The sequence below is a fragment of the Sinomonas sp. genome (assembly GCF_036848755.1).
GTDB lineage: Bacteria > Actinomycetota > Actinomycetes > Actinomycetales > Micrococcaceae > Sinomonas.
Window position 1 is genome coordinate 1 of record NZ_DAIUJO010000040.1, and the last position, 20,082, is coordinate 20,082.

The 20,082-nt window shown below is 68.5% G+C and carries 19 protein-coding genes; 14 read left to right on the forward strand and 5 right to left on the reverse strand.

Going from position 1 to position 20,082, the window contains the following annotated elements:
* On the reverse strand, window positions 1–650 hold a 650-nt coding region (locus V7053_RS08435; protein ID WP_443022596.1), incomplete at its 3' end, for a CYTH domain-containing protein.
* A gap of 77 nt (window positions 651–727) precedes the next feature.
* Here V7053_RS08435 and V7053_RS08440 point away from each other — a divergent pair.
* From V7053_RS08440 to V7053_RS08450, 3 genes are all read left to right on the forward strand, one after another.
* Window positions 728–1,177 (forward strand): MaoC/PaaZ C-terminal domain-containing protein, encoded by a 450-nt coding sequence (locus V7053_RS08440; protein ID WP_334171832.1) that lies wholly within the window; start codon window positions 728–730, stop codon window positions 1,175–1,177.
* A gap of 91 nt (window positions 1,178–1,268) precedes the next feature.
* The gene (locus V7053_RS08445; protein WP_334171856.1) at window positions 1,269–1,733 is read left to right on the forward strand and encodes a phage tail protein; all 465 of its coding nucleotides are present in this window, start codon (window positions 1,269–1,271) and stop codon (window positions 1,731–1,733) included.
* Window positions 1,734–1,850: 117 nt separating this feature from the next.
* The gene (locus V7053_RS08450; protein WP_334171833.1) at window positions 1,851–2,471 is read left to right on the forward strand and encodes a TetR/AcrR family transcriptional regulator; all 621 of its coding nucleotides are present in this window, start codon (window positions 1,851–1,853) and stop codon (window positions 2,469–2,471) included.
* 68 nt (window positions 2,472–2,539) lie between these two features.
* Here the strand turns inward: V7053_RS08450 and V7053_RS08455 are convergent, their stop codons facing one another.
* The gene (locus tag V7053_RS08455) at window positions 2,540–4,000 is read right to left on the reverse strand and encodes a purine-cytosine permease family protein (protein WP_334171834.1); all 1,461 of its coding nucleotides are present in this window, start codon (window positions 3,998–4,000) and stop codon (window positions 2,540–2,542) included.
* Window positions 4,001–5,435: 1,435 nt separating this feature from the next.
* On the opposite strand from V7053_RS08455, the gene V7053_RS08460 reads away from it, so the two are divergent.
* From V7053_RS08460 to V7053_RS08490, 7 genes are read left to right on the forward strand one after another with little or no spacing between them, the layout of a single operon-like run.
* Window positions 5,436–6,341: a transporter substrate-binding domain-containing protein gene (locus V7053_RS08460; protein WP_334171835.1), complete on the forward strand. Its 906-nt coding sequence runs from the start codon at window positions 5,436–5,438 to the stop codon at window positions 6,339–6,341.
* A gap of 14 nt (window positions 6,342–6,355) precedes the next feature.
* A complete protein-coding gene (locus tag V7053_RS08465) occupies window positions 6,356–7,324 on the forward strand; it encodes an amino acid ABC transporter permease (RefSeq protein ID WP_334171836.1) in 969 nt (322 codons plus the stop codon).
* A complete protein-coding gene (locus V7053_RS08470) occupies window positions 7,321–8,076 on the forward strand; it encodes an amino acid ABC transporter ATP-binding protein (RefSeq protein WP_334171837.1) in 756 nt (251 codons plus the stop codon). Before V7053_RS08465 ends, V7053_RS08470 begins: the two co-directional genes overlap by 4 nt.
* Before the next feature lie 33 nt (window positions 8,077–8,109).
* Window positions 8,110–8,778 (forward strand): RraA family protein, encoded by a 669-nt coding sequence (locus V7053_RS08475; protein WP_334171838.1) that lies wholly within the window; start codon window positions 8,110–8,112, stop codon window positions 8,776–8,778.
* The gene (locus V7053_RS08480) at window positions 8,763–9,536 is read left to right on the forward strand and encodes a DUF1932 domain-containing protein (protein ID WP_334171839.1); all 774 of its coding nucleotides are present in this window, start codon (window positions 8,763–8,765) and stop codon (window positions 9,534–9,536) included. The genes V7053_RS08475 and V7053_RS08480 overlap by 16 nt, the downstream gene beginning before the upstream one ends.
* Complete coding sequence (locus V7053_RS08485) at window positions 9,533–10,120, forward strand: HDIG domain-containing metalloprotein (protein WP_334171840.1); 588 nt, start codon at window positions 9,533–9,535, stop codon at window positions 10,118–10,120. The genes V7053_RS08480 and V7053_RS08485 overlap by 4 nt, the downstream gene beginning before the upstream one ends.
* Before the next feature lie 6 nt (window positions 10,121–10,126).
* Entirely contained in the window at window positions 10,127–11,104 is a 978-nt protein-coding gene (locus V7053_RS08490; protein ID WP_334171841.1) for a cyclase family protein, read from the forward strand.
* A 29-nt stretch (window positions 11,105–11,133) separates the two neighbouring features.
* On the opposite strand, the gene V7053_RS08495 is transcribed toward V7053_RS08490, so the two are convergent.
* On the reverse strand, window positions 11,134–11,901 hold the full coding sequence (locus V7053_RS08495; protein ID WP_334171842.1) for an IclR family transcriptional regulator: 768 nt from the start codon (window positions 11,899–11,901) through the stop codon (window positions 11,134–11,136).
* Window positions 11,902–12,095: 194 nt separating this feature from the next.
* On the opposite strand from V7053_RS08495, the gene V7053_RS08500 reads away from it, so the two are divergent.
* The 4 genes from V7053_RS08500 to V7053_RS08515 all read left to right on the forward strand — a co-directional run bounded on the left by V7053_RS08500 (window position 12,096) and on the right by V7053_RS08515 (window position 15,919).
* Window positions 12,096–13,469, forward strand: a complete 1,374-nt coding sequence (locus tag V7053_RS08500; protein WP_334171843.1) for an MFS transporter — start codon at window positions 12,096–12,098, stop codon at window positions 13,467–13,469.
* Window positions 13,469–14,362: a DUF6282 family protein gene (locus V7053_RS08505; protein WP_334171844.1), complete on the forward strand. Its 894-nt coding sequence runs from the start codon at window positions 13,469–13,471 to the stop codon at window positions 14,360–14,362. Before V7053_RS08500 ends, V7053_RS08505 begins: the two co-directional genes overlap by 1 nt.
* Before the next feature lie 272 nt (window positions 14,363–14,634).
* Entirely contained in the window at window positions 14,635–14,997 is a 363-nt protein-coding gene (locus V7053_RS08510; protein ID WP_334171845.1) for a TetR/AcrR family transcriptional regulator, read from the forward strand.
* A 19-nt stretch (window positions 14,998–15,016) separates the two neighbouring features.
* On the forward strand, window positions 15,017–15,919 hold the full coding sequence (locus tag V7053_RS08515; RefSeq protein ID WP_334171846.1) for an SDR family oxidoreductase: 903 nt from the start codon (window positions 15,017–15,019) through the stop codon (window positions 15,917–15,919).
* Here V7053_RS08515 and hrpB read toward each other — a convergent pair.
* Both hrpB and V7053_RS08525 read right to left on the reverse strand, forming a co-directional pair.
* Window positions 15,916–18,549 carry an ATP-dependent helicase HrpB gene (gene hrpB, locus V7053_RS08520; protein ID WP_443022597.1) on the reverse strand — a complete coding sequence of 878 codons (2,634 nt, stop codon included), beginning with the start codon at window positions 18,547–18,549 and terminating at the stop codon, window positions 15,916–15,918. The genes V7053_RS08515 and hrpB overlap by 4 nt on opposite strands.
* A 26-nt stretch (window positions 18,550–18,575) precedes the next feature.
* Window positions 18,576–20,033: a glycosyltransferase family 87 protein gene (locus V7053_RS08525; RefSeq protein WP_334171847.1), complete on the reverse strand. Its 1,458-nt coding sequence runs from the start codon at window positions 20,031–20,033 to the stop codon at window positions 18,576–18,578.
* Window positions 20,034–20,082 lie beyond the last annotated feature (49 nt).

Consider the following 20,082-nt stretch of genomic DNA (forward strand, 5'->3'; position numbering starts at 1 on the left):
AACGCGCGCAGCACCTTCCCCCGGCGCCGCCCGTCGACGGACTTGGCCGTCGTGGCGCGCGGGACCGAGGCCCGGAGCGTCAGAAGCGTGCTGCTGCGGCTCCCCGGCTCGCCCCCCGATTCGGTGAACGCGGCGCGAAGCTCCTTCGCGAGCCGCTTGTTGCCGGGTTCACGCACCTCGTAGTCCCACAGGCGCCAGGCCCGGGGCGAGCCGTCGGCGAGGAGCGGCTCGGCACGATGGTGCTCGTCGGCCGCCTCTGCGAGCTCGCCGCCGTCGTCCGCCATGAGCAACGCGACCCGACGCACGATGGTCACATCCGCGCTCCGCACGAGCTGCCGCCCCCGCAGATAGAACTGGAGGCCGTCCGTCAGGGTCGCCGGCGGGGACTGATGCGATCCCAGAGGCTCGACTGCGCTGCGCCCGTCCGGAAGTTCGAGGTGCCACCCCTCGAAGGGGCCACCCGAGCGGCGATAGAGGACGATTCCGTGCGAGCCGAGCCGGAAGTCCTCCGTGTCGAAGAACTGCTCCTCGAAGACGAGGTCCTCACCGCTTCGGACCCGGGCGACGCCGCTCAGCCCGTCGAACTCGGGAAAGCGGCCGGCGGCTGACGCGTCAAACGTGCCGCGCGCGGCAGAAGGGTTTCTGGCCATAGCGCATTCTAGGCTCAGGGGGCACGGGTGCCCCATGGTTGGTACAGGCATAAGGAGCCAGAAGGAAGGAAATCACCGTGCCCCTCTACCTCGACGACCTGAAAGCCGGCCAGACCTTCGTCACGCCGGGACGGACGATCACGGAAGCGGACGTCATGTCCTTCGCCGCTTGGACGAATGACAACAATCAGGTGCACACCGATGTGGAGTTCGCGAAGAACACCAGGTACGGCCAGCGCATTGTGCACGGCATGCTCGGAGCGTCCCTGTGCCTCGGCCTGATAGCCCGCACGGGCGTCTTCGAGGGAAGCGCGGTCGCCCTTCTCGGAATCGACCAATGGCAATTCACCGCTCCGGTGTTCATCGGCGACACCCTCACGTGCACGGTCGAGATCCTCTCCGCACGCCCCACGAGCTCGGGGAAGTACGGCGTCGTCGAACGCCAGCTGACACTGCGGAACCAGCACGGCGAGACCGTGCAGTCCGGGCGCATGGACGTCATGGTCACCACGGGCCCAATCCATTGACTGCCGGCGAATCGATCAGGAATCGAGAAGCCGGGCCTACGCCCGGGCACCTACTGTGAAGATTGCGATCAATCAATCTCAGGAGGGCCCGATGCCGTACACCGTAGATTTCAAGGACGTCTCGACCGTCGGCTTGGAATCCTCGCCCGTCGCGGAGGCGCTGGCCGGACTTCGCGCGAACGAGGCGCGCTATTACAAGAACAAGTACGATCACGCCTTCACCGTGACGCCCGCAAGCGAGGCCCAAGAGACGCTCGACTGGGTGAACCGCATCCTCTCCGAGGAGCGCAGCCTGACCATCTCGTCCCGTCCGCTTGAGGTGACCTCGTTCGAAGTTGACGGGTTCCGAATGGCCTACGTCTTCTATGAATCCGGTCTTTCGATCAACGTCATGTACGGCATCGAGGATGGAGCGAAGCGCGCTGTCGGGTTCAAGCTCTCGGACGGCATGGAAGTTCCCGAAGAATTGGCATCGAGCTTCAAATTCGCCCGGCAGAAGTCGAGGCTGGCCGGAACAATTCGCGGTTCCTACTTCGTGATCAAGGGCGAGTACTGAGTTCGGTCTACTCTGCAGGACCGAGAACTCAGCGTTCGGGGCGACCGTCTCGGTCGCCCCGAACGCCGCCCCAAAATGGGCTCGTTCACTGAGCTCTGACCGTCCTACCATGGCGCTATGAGCGCTGATCCCCTTGCGGCCCAGCCCCGAGCCGCCAGTGACCGCATCCTCGCTGCCGCGTTCGAGTTGTTCGACCAGCGGGGGGTGCTCGAACCCTCCGTGGAGGACATCCTCCACCGAGCGCCCGCCGCCAGAGCCACGTTCTACCGTTGCTTCACGTCGAAGGAGGATCTCGTCATCGCGTACTTGGAGCGCGGACGGGAGAGCATGGCAGAGCGTGTGGCGGAAGCGGTCCGTGCCAGCGGCCTCACTGGGGCCGATGCCCTGCCGGTCGTCTTCGATGTCTTCGAGGACTGGGCCGGCCCCAGCGCGGCAGCGGTGGCTTCCTTCCTGCGCGTGCTCGCCGAACTCCAAGCAGGACACCCGCTGCGCGCCGCGGTCGAGTCCTTCCTGGACCAGAACCGCAGGCGCCTCGTGGGAGTGATCTCGGCTGCGGGGCTCAAGGACCCCGAGCGAGTCGCAACCTCCCTCCAGATCCTCATCCGGGGCGCCGCTATCGCAGCACTCGAAGGCGACACGGCCGCCGCAGTCCACGCCCGCGCCATGGCCCAGCGCATGCTCGAGGCCCACCGGGCGCCGAGCACCGACACCGCCGCCTTCGTAGACGGCGGTTCCTAGGCCCGTCCATGGGCGCCGGTTCGCAGATGACCGTCCGGGAATCGCCACGGCCCGCGGACGGGACCTGCCTACTCAGGCAGGGTGTGCCGGTGGGCAGCTGCGTTCAGGCCCGCGTATTCGGCCTCGCCGAGCTGGGCCTCTTCGGCGGCATTCACCTTGCGGGTCAGCAGCCAATACAGAATCGCGGAAACGGGCAGCCCGACAAAGAGCGAGATGTCAGCCCCGTCCATGGCCTGGGCTATGGGCCCCACGAACAGCGTTCCAGCGGAGAAGAACGGAATCATCACCAAGAAGCCCACCAAATAGGCGACGATGCCGGCCCAGCCCCAGCGCCGGTAGATGCCGTTGGGCTTGAAGATCTCGGCGATGGCGTAGTGGCCCTTGCGCACGATGAAGTAGTCGGTGAGGTTCACCGCGGTCCAGGGGATGAAGAAGTAGAGGACCAGCAGCAGGAAGTCGTTGAAGTTCGCCAGGAAGTCCGCGGAGGCGACGTTGGCGAGGATGACCGAGATCGCGGCCGTGACGGCGATGGTCACGATGCGCAGGGTGAGCGTCGGCTTGATCTTGCGGAGGCTGTCGATCGAAGAGATCAGGGTCAGGGAACCGCCGTACATGTTCAGCGCGGTCACGGACACGAGGCCCAGAGCGGCGACGAAGAGGGCGATCGAGCCGAATCCCGGGAAGAGCTTCTCGGCAGTGGCCTGGATCGAGGGGATGGTGTCGAAGTCTTTGCCCGCCGCGGCGGCAATGAACGCACCGAGGAACATGACCCAGATCCCGCCGAGCGCGCTGCCCCAGAACGTGTACCGGAAGGTCCGGCCGGCCGCGGCAGGCGGGAGGTAGCGGGAGTAGTCCGAGACGTAGATCGCCCACGAGATCTGGTAGCCGGCGGCCACGCCTAGCTGGGCCAGGAACGGCACGAGCTGGAACCCGCCGAGGTCGAACATCCCCGCCGGCAGGTTCAGGTGGATGAGCGCGGCAACAGTCAGGAGCGCGAGCATCGCCACGGTCAGGTACGTCAGGTAGCGCTCGAAGCGGTGGATGAGGTCGTACCCGAAGAGGGCGACGGCGACCGCGACGATGGTCACGACCCAGAACCACAGGCTGTCGGACCCTACGTGCACCGATGCCCCGATCGCTTGGCCTGCAAGCACGGTGTTGAAGATGTTGAAGCCGGCGTACTGAAGGTAGGCGAACAACCAGACAAGCAGGGCGCCCACGTAGCCGAACTGCGGGCGGGACTGGATCATCTGCGGCAGGCCCAGCTGCGGACCCTGGGACGAGTGTGCCGCCATGAACAGAGTCCCCACGAGGACTCCGACGGCGATCGCGATCATCGACCAGATGAGGTTTCCGCCCGACGTAATGCTGATCAATCCGACCGCAAGCGTGGCGATCTGCGCATTGCTCATGAACCAGAGCGGTCCGATGCTCGAGACCTTTCCATGCCGCTCATCAAGAGGCACATAATCGATCGAGCGGACTTCGAGTCCTCTGCTGCCTTGGGCTTGACCGGTGGAGCTGGTCATCTGGTTCTCCTCTTGAGATCTCTTGCGGCGCTGGCTCCAGATTGGGCCACTGTGACCCGCCTTACACCGACAGGACACGCTATTCCGAAATGGCCGCGAGAGCACATGTGCAAAGCACCAGAAGACCTCACTCCCAACCGGGCGCTCGTACAGAGGATCGAAGGCCGTCACGGCCCACTCAGGAACGGGTGAAGGGCAGCACGAGCCGAGACGGATGGGCGGCATCGCGGTAGATCTTGTGGGTCACCGGCCTTCCCACCGGCAGATGGAACGCGTCCGGCGGGAGGAGCGAGTTGTGCTCGTCAACCAGCGGCTCATCGTTCGAGAGTTCGACGACGAGGCGGTGGCATCCCGGTGGGACGCCTTGAGGTGGCCGGCGGTGAGAAGCCGTCCGGGGCGGCGTGCTCCGGACCCATCAGCTCACGCTCCGGCGAGAGCTTGCCGCTCTTGGGATCCTTGAGCCGGTTGAATTCCTCGATCGTGCCGCCCAGGCTTCCAACCCCGGCCCGGGTGGATCTGCAGGTAGACCGGGATGTCGATGTCCGTGGCCAGCGAGACCGGGTTGCGTTCCCATACCACTCGCCGTCCAGGTCGTTCAACACGATGCCGAACCAGGCCCCATGGTTCTTCGGGTAGTTCAGCACGTGGACGGGGGTTGGGCCACGCGGCCACGTCGGGATCTCGCAGGCGCTCGGCCACAAGCTTCCCAATCTGGTCGGGCGAGCGAGTGAGTCTCGAGCATGCGAGACTTCACCCGGCCGGTGAAAGCCCAGCCGGAGTCACCGCCGCGTCCCTCACGGAGCGCCCGCGGCGTGAACCACATGACACCGCTCTGGTAGGTGGTCTCGTAGAAGTCGTAGTGGCCGCCGGTCTCTGAGTATGAGGGCGTAAGCTCGTGCGGCCCAATCCTGTCTGACGGGCTGAAACCGTGGCTCACAAAGCATCGGTCCCCGTTGAATGTAACTATGGGTCCTCGCCAGTCGATCGCATGCCGCTGGTTGGCCGTTGCCACAAGGTCAGACACGCTTTCCTAGGAGACATCTCCGTCTGAGCGTGGCACCCCCCACGGCTCCTGCCACTTCACTGAGGTCTTCACGTGGGTCGTCCTTCGTGAAGCGTGGTCGACGAGGCCACTCCAGCAGGAGACCTTGGATCCTGCGGATTCGGAAGCCCTGCCGCCTTTATCCGCCCAAGCTCCCGGCTCATCGCATCGGGAGCGAGCGGCAAAGGTGACATGCCCCGCACTGTCTGGCCGGGTGGGCTCCCCTCAGCAATCGAAGCCATCGTCCTCGCGCCCTTCATGGCGGCCCTTCCGACCGCCTTGACATCCTCCCGTGCCCTGCATCACACTGTTTACTGATAGCTTCTATCATACAGTGATAGTCCGAATAAGACGGCCTAGCCAATGGCGGCTCCGATCCGAGGGAAGAAGTCAATGAAGAGACTGATCCGCAAAACCGTCACCGTGGGCGCGGTCGCGTCCCTGGCCCTGCTGATGGGCGCGTGCGGGAACAGCACCGCAGCCGGGACCAGCGGCGTCGCGGCCAGCGCATCGAGCAGCGTCGATCCGAGCCTGGCCAAGCTCGTCCCGGACGACATCAAGGCCAAGGGGACCCTGGCCGGGGGCGCTTCGTTCGACACCCAGCCGATGAACTTCTACGCCCAGGGCAACAAGCCCGACGGGGTGATCATCGACCTGCTGGACGCGGCCGCGGCCAAGCTCGGCCTGTCGATCAAGTGGTCCCAGATCCCCTACTCGGGCCTGGTCCCGGCACTGCAGTCCAAGCGAGTCGACATCGCCGGTGCGCAGATCAGCAAGACCCCGGAGAACAAGGGGGTCGTGAACCTGCTGGCCTTCTACAAGGCCTCCTCGAGCCTTCTGGTGCCTGCCGGGAAGAACTACGCCTCGGACACCGACGCGTGCGGCACCCGTTTCGGCCTGACCACTGGGTCGACGGTGAACAAGAACATCGCCGACTCCATCAACAGCGAGTGCAAGGCCGCCGGCAAGCCGGCGCTGCAGTACCTCTACTACCAGAGCTTCAACGCCGGCGAGGACGCGATCAAGGCCGGCCGCATCGACTCGTTCCTGAACTCGACCCCCCAGATCCAGCTCGCCGTCAAGGCCGACAAGACCCTGGCCGCGACCCTGGTGGGCAAGATCGCCGCACGTGAGACCGGCGTCGCGCTCCCGAAGGAGTACACCCAGCTCACCCAGGCGTTCCAGTCCGCCTTCGATGCCATGATCGCCGACGGCTCCTACAAGAAGATCCTCGACAAGTGGGACCTGGACACCATGGCCGTCGACAAGGCCGAGATCAACGACCAGATCCCAATGTGATGAAGCAGGCCCTCATGCAATCACCAGCCAACCCCCCGGGCAACCCCGCGCAGACCCGGCAGCCGCCGAGGACGCCGAGCACCCCGGCGCCGAGGGCGGAGGTGCCCAACGCCGTCGCCGTGAAGCGGCACTACGGCCGCTGGATCGCCGTCGTCGTCCTCGTCGCCCTCGCGCTCGGCGCGGTGAAGTCCCTCGCCCAGAACCCTCAGCTCGAATGGGGAGTGGTCGGGCAGTTCCTCTTCGACGGCCAGATCCTCGAAGGGCTCGGCCAGACGCTGCTCCTGTCCGTCGTGTCGATGCTCGTCGCCTCCGCGATCGGGCTCGTGTTCGGCTTCTTCCGCCTCAGCAGGAACCCGGTGCTCAGGACCCTCGGCTCCCTCTACGTGTGGGTCTTCCGCAGCGTGCCGGCCCTGATCCAGATCCTCTTCTGGGGCAACCTGGCACTGTTCGCACCCCGCCTGGGCATCGGCATCCCCGGCACGGGCTGGAGCCTGGTCTCCGCTTCGACGAACGACGTGCTCTCGCCGTTCGCCGCCTCGATCGTGGCGCTCTCGATCGCCAACGGCGCCTACCTGGCCGAGATCATCCGCTCCGGGCTGCTCTCCGTGGACGAGGGCCAGCACCTGGCCTCCTCCGCCCTCGGGCTGACCTGGTGGCAGGCCCAGCGCAAGGTGATCCTGCCGCAGGCGCTGCGGGTGATGATCCCACCGGCCGGGAACCAGTTCATCACCCTGCTGAAGGAGACCTCCCTGGTCTCGGTGATCGCCGGCGGCGACATCCTCAGCCACGCAGAGAACATCTCCGGCTACAACCTGCGCACGGTCGAACTGCTCATCGTCGCCGCGATCTGGTATCTGGCCGTCACCAGCGCGGCGACCCTCGGCCAGGGCCTCATCGAACGCCGCACCGCCCGCGGCGTCGGCCGGCAGAAGCGCAAGGCCAAGGCCGAAACGGCCGAGAGCGTCAAGGAGGCATCGCTGTGAGCAGCGTGGACATCGTCAATGTGCACAAGAGCTTCGGGGACAACGAGATCCTCAAGGGCATCGACCTGCAGGTCAGGCAGGGCGAGGTCGTCTGCCTCCTGGGCCCGTCGGGCTCGGGCAAGAGCACGCTCCTGCGCTGCATCAACGGGCTCGTGATGCCGGACAAGGGTCATGTCTCCGTGGGCGGGACCCTCATAGGCCGCAAGGCCCAGAACGGGAAGCTGCACGACCTGAATGGCCGAGAGGCCGCCGGCCAGCGCGAGCGGATCGGGATGGTCTTCCAGCAGTTCAACCTCTTCCCCCACCTGGACGTCTGGGAGAACCTCATGCTCGGGCCCCGCGCCCACCGACGCGGCGGCAAGGCCGAACTCGAGGAGAAGGCCCGCCACCTCCTGGCCAAGGTCGGACTCGCCAGCCGGGCCTCCGCCTACCCGTCCCAGCTCTCCGGCGGCCAGCAGCAGCGGGTCGCGATCGCCCGGGCGCTGATGATGGCACCGGACCTGATGCTCTTCGACGAGCCCACCTCCGCCCTCGACCCCGAGCTGGTCGGCGAAGTCCTGGACACGATGCGCTCCCTCGCCCAGGAGGGCATGACGATGATCGTCGTCCCCCACGAGATGGCGTTCCCCCGCCAGGTCGCGGACCGCGTCGTCTTCATGGCCGACGGGCGCGTCGTCGAGGACACCACTCCCGCGCTGTTCTTCGACAGCCCCGAGACCGAACGCGCCCGCGCCTTCCTGCGCCTGGCCTGACCGACCGTTGCCGCACTACCGGAAAGACCGATCATGACACTGACAACCGAGCAGCTCTGCCAACGCCTCGGCGCGCTGCCCACCCCGAACATCGGCGACGCCATGGAGCGCCTCGGCGTCCTGGACTCTGCCATCAAGCCGGTCTGGGCCGGGGGCCGCCTCGCGGGACCGGCGTTCACCGTCTGGACCCGGGCCGGGGACAACGCCTACATCCACAAGGCCCTCACGGAAGCAGCCCGCGGGGACGTCGTCGTCGTCAACGGCCAAGGCGACGAGTCCCGCGCCCTGCTGGGCGACCTCATCGGCGCCCGGGCACGGAACGCCGGCATCGCCGGGTTCGTCATCGACGGCGCCGTGCGCGACGCCGCCGGCCTGGAGAAGATCGGCATGCCCGTCTTCGCCCGCGCCACCTCCCCCGCCGGGCCCTACAAGCACGGACCCGGAGCGCTCGGCTGCCCGGTCGCCGTCGGCGGGGTCGCCGTCCTCCCCGGAGACATCGTGGTGGGCGACGACGACGGCGCCGTGGTCGTCCCGCGCGGCCGCGCCGAGGAGGTGCTCTCCGCGGCCGAGGCTGTCCGGCAGGACGAGGCCGAGAGGATGCGGAACATCCTCGCCGCGGCGAACGGCACGGATTCGACCGGCATGAACGAGTCCGAGGCCGCTGACGAGTCCGAGGAGGCGACCGCATGCGCTGCACGGTGATCGGGCTCGGCGAGGCAGGGCGGATCTACGCCCGCGCCCTGCAGCAGCAGGGGCACGAGGTCCTCGGCTACGACGTCGCCCCCATCGCGACCCCTGACCTGCCCCGCGCGGCGAGCATGGCCGAGGCCGTGGAGGGAACCGATGTGGTCATCGTCATGACCACAGCCCGGGCCTCCCTGCCGGTCGCCCGTGAGGCAGCGCCCCACCTCGCCCCGGGGACCGTGTACGCGGACTTCACCTCCGCGGCCCCGAAGGCCAAGCTCTCCCTCAGGGAAGTCCTTCCCGCCGGGGTCCAGGGCGCCGACGTCGCCATCCTCGGACCGGTCATCGCCCTCGGCGCCTCCACTCCCCTCATGGCCGCTGGCCCCGGAGCCGGCCGGATCGCGGACCTGCTCCGGCCGGTGGGCGCTCCCGTCGAGGTCGTCCACGGGGCACTCGGGGACGCCATGGCCCACAAGCTCCTGCGCAGCATCCTCATGAAGGGCCTGGCCGCCGTCGTCTGCGAGGCCGTCGAGGCCGGCCGCCGCGCCGGCTACGAGGACTGGATCCGGGCCCAGATCGCGGCCGAGCTAGCCGGAGACGGCCAGTCGACCATCGCCCGGTTCCTCGCCGGCTCGGTCAAGCACGCCGCCCGGCGGGCCGAGGAGATGGCCGCCGTCGCCGAATACTGCCAAGCTCTCGGCGCCCCGTCGCACATGAGCGCAGCCGCCCGCGACTCGCTGCTGGACCTGGCGGAGGGAGCTTTGAAGAGCGCATGAGCTCCCTCTACACCATCCGGGCCGGCGACCCCGAGCAGCGGCAGGAGGTGCTGCGGGCCATGCCGAGGCTGGCCGAGCTCGCGGCACCCCTGCGCGAGCAGGCCCTCACAGCATGGGCAAGCGCGTGGCTCGCCAGCACCCACCGCACCCTCGAGGAGATGCCCTACTCCCTCCAGGCCCCGGACTACCGACTGCTCGACCACACCAACGAGGTCGCCGACGCCGGAATCCTCCTTGCGGACTACGCACACGGGCAATGGGGAGTCGGCCTCGACCAAGACATCCTTCTGGCCGCGCTGCTGCTCCACGACATCGACAAGGCCCTCCTCTACACCCGCATCGACGGCAAGGTCGTCGCGGACCCGGCTCGAGCCGGCCTACCGCACGGCGTCCTCGGGGCGATGCTGCTGAGGGAGGCAGGTCTGCCCGACGAGGTTGTCACCCTCGTGGGCACCCACGCGACCACGAGCCCCGTCAAGACACGCGACGCCGAGGCATGGGTGCTGCATTACGCAGACCTCTTCGCCTGCGACCACGCCTTCCGAGTGGCACCGGGTACCGTCCCCTTCTTCCAAAGAACCTGAAGGCGCATGAACACCAACCTCCCCAGCTACGACCAGCTGCTCCTTCGCACCGACGCCCCCCGGGGCTCGAGCTGGGGGCTGTTTCCGGAGGACCCCGAACGGGGTATGGCGAACTTCGCCGGCCCCGCCCAGGTCCTCCGAGGCACCGAGGCGATCCGCACAGGCACCGCCTTCAACTTGGACTACCCGGCGAACGCCTTCGAGCCCTCGATGTCCCGCAGCCGCAAACCCCCGGCGCAGACAGTGACCTCCGCTCACCCGGACAGCTTCGACGACTACTGGGACGGCTATTGGCCGCAGGCCAGCAGCCACATTGACGGACTGAGGCATCGAAGGGCCCATGGCCACGGGTTCTACAACGGCATTCCGGACGGGAGCATCACTGCTGGCACCCCGGAGCTCGGGGTCCAGCGGTGGGCCGAGAAGCCCATCGCGGGCAGGGCCGTGCTGGTCGACGTCGAACGCCACCGGCGTCAGGTCGGCGAGCCGATCGACCACTCCGTCGGCCCGCCGATCACCCTCGACCAGATCACTGATGCGCTGGCGGCGCAGGGATCCGCGATCGAGCCGGGTGACCTGCTGCTCCTGCACACCGGGTGGGCCGAGTGGTTCCTCGCGCTGAACGCCGAAGGGCGAAGCGCGGCCAAGGCCAAGCGCCACACCACCGGGGTCGCCCAATCGCGTGACTTCTTGGCTTGGCTCTGGGACAGCCGCATCGCCCTCCTCGGCACCGACACCTTCGCGGTGGAGGCCCTCCCGGCCGATCCGGAGAGCCCCTTCCTCGACTCCTCCGGTCAAGACGCAGGAATGATGCACCAAGAGCTCATCGCCAAGCTCGGCTGCCCGCTCGGAGAGCTCTGGCATCTGAGCGAACTCGCCCGGGAGTGCAACCGAACCGGGCGGTACGAGCTCTTCCTCACGGTGAAACCGCTGAATCTTCCAGGTGCGGTCGGGTCTCCGGCCAACGCTACGGCGATCGTCTGAGGCCCTCGCGTAGGGGCCCCGGGGGGTCCTCAGCGCATCCGGGCGGCGATGCTGGACGCCGCGTTGAGGACCTCCCGAGTGACCTCGGCCAGCCGGTCTTCGGGGAGATCCTCTTCCCGGCCGGACGCCTGCACCACCCCGAGCAGCTCTCCCTCACGGGAACGAAGGGGGGCGCTCACAGACACGGCCCCCACCGCACGCTCGTTGCGGGAGACCGCGAACCCGCGGGAGGCGATCTCGTCGAGGAGCTGCGTGAACTCGGACATCGGGATGACGGCGCCGCCAGCCGTCTCGATCTTCTCCAGGGCGCCCATGGCGTCTTCCCTCGCAGCCCGATCCATGTAGGCCAGGAAGACCTTCCCTGCTCCGAGGTGCAGCGGAAGCCTGCCCCCGACGGGAAGCTGGTAGCGCAGAGGACTGGCGCCCTCGACCCGCGCAACGAGCACCCGGGCGGATCCCACGCGGACGGACAGCGACGCCGTCAGGCCAAGCTCGGCGGCAAGCTCCTGGAGCACCGGCGTGGCCGTGAGCACGAGGTGGTTTCCCACGAGGAACGAATGCGCAGCGGCGAGGGCGGCAGCGCCCACGCTGTATCCAGCCGAATCCTGGGAGACGTAATTCCTCCGCTCGAGCACGCGAAGGATGCGCTGCGCTGTCGCGATGTGAAGACCCGTGCCGCGCGCCACCTCTGCGAGCCTGAGCGGCCTGCCGCTATCCGAGAGAAGGTCCACCACGTCAAAGGCGCGCTCCACCGAGCGCATGGTCGAGCGCTCCTGGGCCGCGCCGTCGTCTGCCATCTTCCCTCCTAGGATCACCAAGCAATCTATGCCATGACGCCTGCGCCCCCGAAAGCGCATCCGCGGCAGGGCCCGCCGCGGGCCCTCGGATTGACAAGGGACGGTGGCCCACATCACAATAGCGTACGTGATAGCCACTATCATACAATGATACAAGGATAATGAGGGCGTAAGCCCCTCCAGGAAAGATGTCGATGAAGAGATCAGCCACGAACCCCGACGCGACGACAGGCGCAGCAGTCCGGACGGCGCAGCCGGGCCCTGCGGACCGCACGCGCAGGCCGGCAGTCTGGAAGGTGGCCGTCGCGGGCGGGGCGGGGTCCGTCATCGAGTACTACGACTTCTCCCTGTACGCGAACCTGGCGATCTACATCTCGGCCGCGTTCCTCTCCCGGTCCGACCCCGGCACCGCCCTTCTCGACACGCTTGCGGTCTTCGGCAGCGGATTCCTGATGCGCCCGGCCGGGGCCCTCTTCTTCGGATGGCTCGGCGACCGGCACGGACGGCGCACCTCGCTGCTGGTCAGCGTCGTCCTGATGGGCCTGGCCAGCTCCGCGGTGGGCATCCTCCCAACCTACGCCGCCCTCGGAGTCTTAGCGCCCCTGCTGCTGCTCATCCTGCGCCTGCTGCAGGGCTTCTGCGCCGGCGGCGAGGCCAGCGGAGCCTCGACCTACATCGCCGAAACTGCTCCGCCCCGCCTGCGCGGGTTCTTCGGCGCGTTCAACCCCGCCGGCATCGCCATCGGCACCGCCGCCGCCGGGGGGCTCGCCGCCGTCGTCAGCACCACGTTCGGGACATCGGCGATGGCCGCCTGGGGGTGGCGCGTGCCGTTCCTCCTCTCGCTGCCGCTCTCCTTCGTCGTCCTATACCTGCGCACCCGGCTGCCCGAGTCCGCGCAGTTCGCCAAGAACGTCCGCACCGGTGCCGCGGCGGCCAGCCCGTTCCGGGGGCTCATCGAGGAGTGGCCGGCAGTCGTCAAGCTCGTCCTGCTCTCCTTCGCGATGACCTGCACCGGCTACGTCGGGCACGTCTACCTCAACACCTACCTGACCGCGCAGCTCCACATCCCCGCAGCCGAGGCGCTGGGCACGAACTCGCTGATCACCGTCGTCTTCGCCCTGCTCATGCCCTTCGCCGCCTGGTCCTCGGACCGCTTCGGCCGCCGCCGCATGTTCGGAGCCGCGATGGCCGGCTACATCGTCCTCGCCCTCCCCGCATTCCTCTGGATGGCCCCCGGAAGCGGCGTCCCCCTCGGCGTGGCCATGGCGATCTCGTTCGTCCCCTGGGTCTTCTCCCAGGCCGTCGGCTACCCCCTCTTCACCGAGCTCTTCGGCTCCAAGGCACGCATGACCGGCGTGGCCTTCGGCTTCGCCCTCGGCACGATCCTCGGCGGCGGCTTCGGGCCCTACATCGCCCAGCTGCTCACCACCGCCAGCCGATGGAACCTTGCCCCGGCCGCCTACATGGGCGCCTCCGCCATCGTCGGCCTCGTCGCCCTGCTCTCCGTAGGGCACTCCAAGATCGACGACGCCCTGACGGCCCCGGCCGGATCGCCCCTGCGGGACTGATGCTGGACGAACTGCGCGAGGCCCTCTCCGGTGCGATCGACCTCCACACCCACCCCGCCCCCGACATCGTCCCCCGCTCCCAGACCATCCCCGAGGCGATCGAGGACTTCACCGCCGCAGGCTTCGCCGGATTCGTCGCCAAGTCGCACGTCGCCTCCACCGCAGCCCTCTGCAGCGCCCACAGCGCAGGCGCAAGCGCCCGCGCCTTCGGGGCGATCGCCCTCAACCGCCCCGTCGGCGGACTGAATCCAGGAGCCGTCGAAGTCGCCGCCCTCCTCGGCGCCCGCGTGGTCTGGCTCCCCACAGTCGACAGCAGACGCCAGCGCGAACACGCTGCCCCGACCGCAGGCCCCGCGCCGGTCTGGGAAGGCACCCAGGCAAGGCTCTCCCGCCGTCGAGGCTACGGGGCGCCCATCGCTGTGCTCGAGGACGGCGCCCTGGTTCCAGCCCTTCACGACGTCCTCGACGTCGTCAAGGACCACGACCTGCTGCTCGCCACCGGCCATCTGGACTGCGACGAGGTGTTTGCGGTCCTCGCCGCCGCACGGGAGCACGGGATCAACCGGGTCATGGTCACCCACCCGGACCTCCCCCGGCAGCGCATCACCCTCGATGCACAGGTCGAGATGGCGCGCCGCGGAGCCTGGATCGAAAGGACCATGGCCTCCGTCCTCGAAGGCAAACTCCCCCCCGACCACGCACTCGAAGGCATCAGAGCCTGCGGCACAGGATCGACCCTCCTCACCGGAGACCTCGGCCAACCCCACAACGGACCCATCGCCGACGGGATCCGACACTGGGCAGTCCTCCTCCAGAGAGCCGGATTCACCCTCGGACAAATCCGGCGAATCCTCGTGACCAACCCCACCGAGGCCCTGCACCTCCCGGCCTAACCATTGAAGCGGACGACACTCAGGCTCTCCACGGCGCGATGTCGCCGGGCTGGTGCGAGGAGGTGCCGGCGACCACACGGGAGACGAAGATCTGGCGGCAGCCGTGCTCGGGAAGCACAGAGAATCCGCTAGTGTCCTGACTCGTTGATTCGTTTCAGTATCTGGCTTCGGGCGGACCGCGCTGTTCCTCGAGCGCGTCCGCATCCGGGGGCCCTCCGCCGGGCAGTGCCCGCGGCGCTCTGATCCTGCATCTGCGCGGATAGGATTGATTTATGCCGTCGCTGCGAGAAGCCCGGAAGCAGCCGACCCGCGACACGATCGTCGAACGGGCGCTCGAGCTCTTCACCGAGAAGGGCTGCGCCGCGACGACGATCGACGAGATCGCGGCCGCCGCGGGCACCACGCGGGTGACCTTCTACGCGAACTACCCGACGCGGGCCGACCTGACGAGGGAGTTCATGGCGCGGGTCAACGCCGTCCTCGACCTGGCGGATGGCCCTGACCGCGGCTCCACCGAAGCCGAACTGGTCGACGTCGCCACCCTGTGGACGCGCCGGAAGTTCGAGCCGAATCGCGAGCACGCCCTCGAAGTGCTCGCGGACAGCTGGTACCACTTGCTCTGCGACGAAGGCTGAGCAACCGGAGGAGGGCTCCATGGAGAAGGCACCGGTACTGGTGGTCGGCGGCACCGGACGGCTGGGCGGCCAAGTCGTCCGCGCCCTGCTGTCGCGAGGCCGACAAGTTCGGGCGTTAGTGCGGCCCGCATCGGATGCTGCACCGCTTGAGGCCGACGGCGTCGAGGTGGCGAGAGGGGACATGATGGACCCCGATTCGCTCCTGCGGGCAATGGACGGCGTCGACGCTGTCGTCACGACGGCGGCCGGCTACACCCGGCACAGCAAGGGCGATACCGATGAGATAGACATCGTCGGCAACCGCAATCTTGCCGACGCCGCGGCTCGCTCAGACATCCGAAGGTTCGTCCTGACGAGCATCCTCACGTGCGACCAGACGCCCACCGTCCCCCACTTCTGGAACAAGAAGCTCATGGAGGACCGGCTCGAGGAACAGGGCGTGCCGTTCGTCGCTCTGCGGCCCGGGGCGTTCCTCGATCAGATCGCGCGCGACGACGCTTTCGCAAAGGGACGCCTCTCATGGTTCGGATCGCCCGACGTCCCGCTGACGTTCGTGCTGACGGCGGATCTCGCGGCGTTCCTCGCGGCCGCCGTCGACGTCGAGGTTCACGGGGGCGAGCGAATCGACATCGGCTGCGACCGGCCCGTAAGCATCCGAGACCTCGCGCAGATCTCGGGCCGGCTCCTCGGCAGAGAGATCGGCGTTCGCTCGATCCCCGCCCCGGTGGTCAGGACCGCGGGTAGCGTGCTGGGGGGCGCCGTGCCGATGGCGAGGGACATGAGCTCCATGATGGAGTGGTTCCAGACCGGGAAGTACGTCGCAGACACCACCCGCCAGCGGGAGGTCTTCGGCGTCGTGCCCACTGCCGAGGACGCCGTGACTCGTCTCCTGACCGCCCTCGGCTACCCGATCCAGGCCTAGCCTCGCTCAAGCCGTCGCTTCGTCTTCGCCGTCGCGACCGCCGTCCAGGGATCCTCAGGCCAAGGGTGCTTGGGGTAGCGGCCGCGCATCTCGGAGCGAACGTGGGCATAGGGGCCCGACCAGAACGAAGCCAAGTCGTCCGTGACGGCCAATGGCCGGCCCGCCGGGGAGAGCAGGTGGAAGAGCACCGGGACACGTCCGTCCACGAGGCGTGGCGTCTCCGCCCAGCCGAAGCACTCCTGGAGTTTGACCGCGACAACGGGCCGGGCGCCGTCGTCCGGTCTGCCGTCGCTGACTGCAGGGTAGTCGATGCGAACGCGGGAGCCGCTCGGCACCGCGAGCCGCTCGGGCGCGAGCTCGTCGAAGCGCCCTGCGGCAGGCCACGGCAGGAGCCTCCGGAGTGGCTCGGCGAGGTTGATCCCACTCACCGAAGCCCCTTTGGCCAACGCCTCGAGCTCGGGGGCGAGCCACTCGTCGAGCCTCGCGAGGAGTGCGACCTCGGAGACGTCCGGCCACGGCGTGCCGAGCTCCCGATGCAGGAGCGCGAGCCGGCGACGCAGAGCGTCCGCAGCCGGCGACCACCCGATGACGCCCAAACCGTCCGCCGAGAGCGCCCGGGCGACGGCGGCGCGACCCTCCGCGGGCGACGGCCGCACAGGCGAGGACGAGAGCAGGATCGCCCCCAGCCGCGCTTCGCGGCGGGCCACCACGCGCCCGTCCGTGAACCGGGCCTCGACCCCGTCGCGCAGAAGGTGCCCCGCCGCGAACTCGGCTGCAGCGCGATCGAGCGGGGCGGCGGCCCGAACGACGGCGCCCGTCCCCGCAGCGTCGCGGCCCTCGGCCCGCGTGACCTCCGCGATCGCGAGCCACTCGTGGCCGGCCAAGGGACTTCCCGAAGGAAGGCCGGCACGCGTTCCTGACGCCAGCAGGTACCGCTCCTCGACCCCAGGCACGCGCCGCGCCACAAGCCTCGGGAACGCGAGGGCAACGACGAGGGCGATTTTCTCAGCCTCGGACCCGAGCCGAGGGACAGGCGAGTCTGCGTCCTCATCCGGGCCGGAATTCTCGCGGGCGATCCGCTCGAAGCGCCTCGCCTCCTCGGCCCATGAACGGGCGGACGCGTCCCGCCCCGTGCGAAGCGATGAGAGGAGCCGAGAGAGATCCGCACCGGGCGGGCGCAGGTCCCGAGCCACGAGCGCGACCGCCTCCGCCGCCACCTTGGCACCCACGAGGGGCGTTCCCTCGAGCAGGGCCCTGCCGAGCCGCGGATCGGCAGGAATACGCGCCAGAGTGTGCCCTAGATCGGTCGCACGTCCCTCCTCGGTGATCGCACCGAGATCCTCGAGGGTCCTCAGTGCGTCGTCGAGCGCGGACGGCGGCGGCGCGTCGGGGAGCGCGACGCCGCGGCCGCCGCGTGCGCCCCAGCACGCGAGGAAGAGCGCGGCTTCGGTGAGGTCCGAGGTCGCGATCTCCGGAGGGGACTGGGGTGGCGCCGACGCGTAGGAACGCTCGTCGTAGCATCGGACCACGCGCCCCGGCCCCTGCCGGGCAGCGCGTCCGGCCCGCTGCTCTGCCGAGGCGCGCGAGCAGGAAACCGTCACGAGACCTGTCATTCCGCGGCCTGCGTCACGTCTCGGCTCGCGAGCCAGGCCGGAATCGACGACGAGCCGGACTCCGGGCACCGTGAGCGACGATTCGGCGAGGGAGGTTGAGACGACGATCCGAGGCGGATCCCCCCTGCGCCGCCCGCCGACGGCGCTGTCCTGCTCGGCCGCAGGAGCCTGTCCGTGGAGCTCGAGCACGTCCCGCCTCACCCCGTCACGCCGTGCCCGGAGCCGGTCAGCGACCATGCGGACCTCGCGCACCCCGGGCAGGAAGACGAGCGCGTCCACGTCATGGCCCGCCTCGATCAGGCGAGAATGCTCGTCCGCGGCTGTCCCAGCGACGTGCTCGAGGAAGGCCCGGGTCACTCCTCGTTCGTCGAGACGCGGAACGGGCGACGGCGCCCACACGACGTCGAGCTGATGCAGCGCGGCCGGCGAGTCGATGACGGGCGCGGGGTTTCCATCGTCGTCGGCGAGGAGCGCAGCGAAGCGGCGAGCGTCGAGGGTCGCGGACATCGCAACGAGCGTGAGGTCGCCCCGCAGCGCACGCACATCCCCGAGCATCCCGAGGGCAAGGTCCGTCTCAAGGCCGCGCTCGTGCACCTCATCAAGGATGACTGCCCCCGTCCCCTCGAGCGCAGGGTCGGCCAGGAGCCGCCGAAGCAGAACGCCAGGGGTCACGAATTCGACGAGCGTCCGGGAGCCGACCTTCCGTTCGCCGCGCACGCTGTAGCCAACCCGCTCACCGATCGCAGTCCCATCGAGCGCCGCGAGGTGCCGGGCGGCCGCCCGCACCGCGACCCGCCGCGGCTGGGTCACGACGACGCGCGGCAGCCGGCCGGCGCCGTCCGCTCGCGCAGCGGTGAGGTTGGCAACGAGCGGCGGGACAAGGGTCGTCTTCCCGCTCCCGGGCGGGGCCTGGACGACCGCAGCGGCACCCGCGGTTCCCAGCGCGCGGACAAGTTCGTCCGCGACACGGCCCACGACGAGCCGGGAGCCAATGGCCTCGAGATCGAATGCCTGCACGGGAACCTCTGTATGACGCACCGAGCTCAGAGGGCGTCGCTCGGGGCCGGCGCCTGCGGCCTCAACAGATTCGCCAGCGTCCACCGGTCCGGTGCGCCGTCGAACGCCCCGCCTTGGGGATCGTCTTCTCGGCTGCGCCGAATCGGATCTGTAGCGGGGTCGTAGATGTCGGCGACAACGTGGAGGCACACGTAGAGCAGCGTGATCATGTGGACCACGACGGCCAGGACGTAGTACGGGGTGTCGATGTTGTTCTGAACCGGACCGTTGCTCGTGGTCCACCCGAGGTACATCCAGATGGCAATCCAGTGCAGCGCCTCGCCGGCCATCCACACGAGGAAGTCACGCCATCGCGGGCGCGCAAGGGCGAAGAGCGGGATGAGCCAGAGGACGTACTGCGGCGAGTAGGCCTTCCCCGTGAGGACGAACGCCGCCACAACAAGGAACGCGAGCTGCGCGACCCGCGGCCGGCGGGGAGCATGGAGCGCAACGAAGGAGATGGCCACGCAGCACAGGGCGAAGGTCACGATGAACAGCATGTTCGTCGTCCCGGCTGAAAGCTTGGCCAGATGCAGCCGATCCGCGAGGAGGTTCCACGAATAGTAGGCGGAGGAGAAGCCCGGGTCGCGACTCGCCGAGAACGTGAAGAAGAAGGACCAATCGCGCGGGTTCGCGACCGCCGCCGGAACGTCGACGACAAGCCACGCGACCGCTGCGGACGCGATCGTGACGAGTGTCTGGCGCCACCGGCCGCTCCGGATGGCGAGCAGGACGAAGACGGCGAGGACCAAGACCGGGTAGAACTTCGTTGCGGTGCCGAGGCCGATCGCAATCCCTGCGAGGACCGGCCGGTTCCGGGCGAACGCGAGAAGGCCCAGGGCAAGGAGCGCGACGGCCCACATGTCCCAATTGATGAAGCCCGCGAGGATGATTCCGGGAGCAATCGCAACTACGGCAGCGTCCCACGGTCTGCGCGGATTGGAGCGGGCCGTCGCGATCACGGTGATCATCCACATGACGGCGACGAGGATGGCGTTGATGTCGAAGTACGTTGTCGCTCTGGCATCCGTTGCGCCCACCCCCGGGACGAGGAGTGCGGTGAATCCCGCAATGAGCGACGTGACCACGGGATATTCGAAGAGGGCCGTATGCGAGAACAGCGGCAGGACGCCGTCGGCGAGCCCGCGCGTCTTGAAGAGCGTCGGGAAGTCGGAGTAGCACGTCGCGTAGAAGGCCGTCGGCGCATTCCAGCCCACGGCCTGGCAATATCCCTTCATGAGCACCCCGCCTATGGCCGCGAGCACCGTCAGGACGATGAGCACTAGCTCGGCCGTCCAGAAGCCGCTGCGCACGAGGCCGGGGGCTGCGTGGTTCCCGACCGGGCCCCCGACCACCTCCGAAAGCGTATGGACGAGTGGGTCGTTTCGGCTCGGGGAGATGACGGCGCGGGGCGCGCGCCCGCCGTCGTCCGCGGTCGGTTCCATGGCTCCGAGCATACCGGGGAGGTCCGACAGCTTCCGGAGAAGGCCGCAG

Coding starts and splice junctions, on each gene's coding strand:
- V7053_RS08445 (WP_334171856.1), top strand. CDS start 1,269: ATGCCGTACACCGTAGATTTCAAGGACGTCTCGACCGTCGGCTTGGAA.
- V7053_RS08450 (WP_334171833.1), top strand. CDS start 1,851: ATGAGCGCTGATCCCCTTGCGGCCCAGCCCCGAGCCGCCAGTGACCGC.
- V7053_RS08455 (WP_334171834.1), bottom strand. CDS start 4,000: ATGACCAGCTCCACCGGTCAAGCCCAAGGCAGCAGAGGACTCGAAGTC.
- V7053_RS08460 (WP_334171835.1), top strand. CDS start 5,436: ATGAAGAGACTGATCCGCAAAACCGTCACCGTGGGCGCGGTCGCGTCC.
- V7053_RS08465 (WP_334171836.1), top strand. CDS start 6,356: ATGCAATCACCAGCCAACCCCCCGGGCAACCCCGCGCAGACCCGGCAG.
- V7053_RS08475 (WP_334171838.1), top strand. CDS start 8,110: ATGACACTGACAACCGAGCAGCTCTGCCAACGCCTCGGCGCGCTGCCC.
- V7053_RS08480 (WP_334171839.1), top strand. CDS start 8,763: ATGCGCTGCACGGTGATCGGGCTCGGCGAGGCAGGGCGGATCTACGCC.
- V7053_RS08485 (WP_334171840.1), top strand. CDS start 9,533: ATGAGCTCCCTCTACACCATCCGGGCCGGCGACCCCGAGCAGCGGCAG.
- V7053_RS08490 (WP_334171841.1), top strand. CDS start 10,127: ATGAACACCAACCTCCCCAGCTACGACCAGCTGCTCCTTCGCACCGAC.
- V7053_RS08495 (WP_334171842.1), bottom strand. CDS start 11,901: ATGGCAGACGACGGCGCGGCCCAGGAGCGCTCGACCATGCGCTCGGTG.
- V7053_RS08500 (WP_334171843.1), top strand. CDS start 12,096: ATGAAGAGATCAGCCACGAACCCCGACGCGACGACAGGCGCAGCAGTC.
- V7053_RS08505 (WP_334171844.1), top strand. CDS start 13,469: ATGCTGGACGAACTGCGCGAGGCCCTCTCCGGTGCGATCGACCTCCAC.
- V7053_RS08510 (WP_334171845.1), top strand. CDS start 14,635: ATGCCGTCGCTGCGAGAAGCCCGGAAGCAGCCGACCCGCGACACGATC.
- V7053_RS08515 (WP_334171846.1), top strand. CDS start 15,017: ATGGAGAAGGCACCGGTACTGGTGGTCGGCGGCACCGGACGGCTGGGC.
- V7053_RS08525 (WP_334171847.1), bottom strand. CDS start 20,033: ATGGAACCGACCGCGGACGACGGCGGGCGCGCGCCCCGCGCCGTCATC.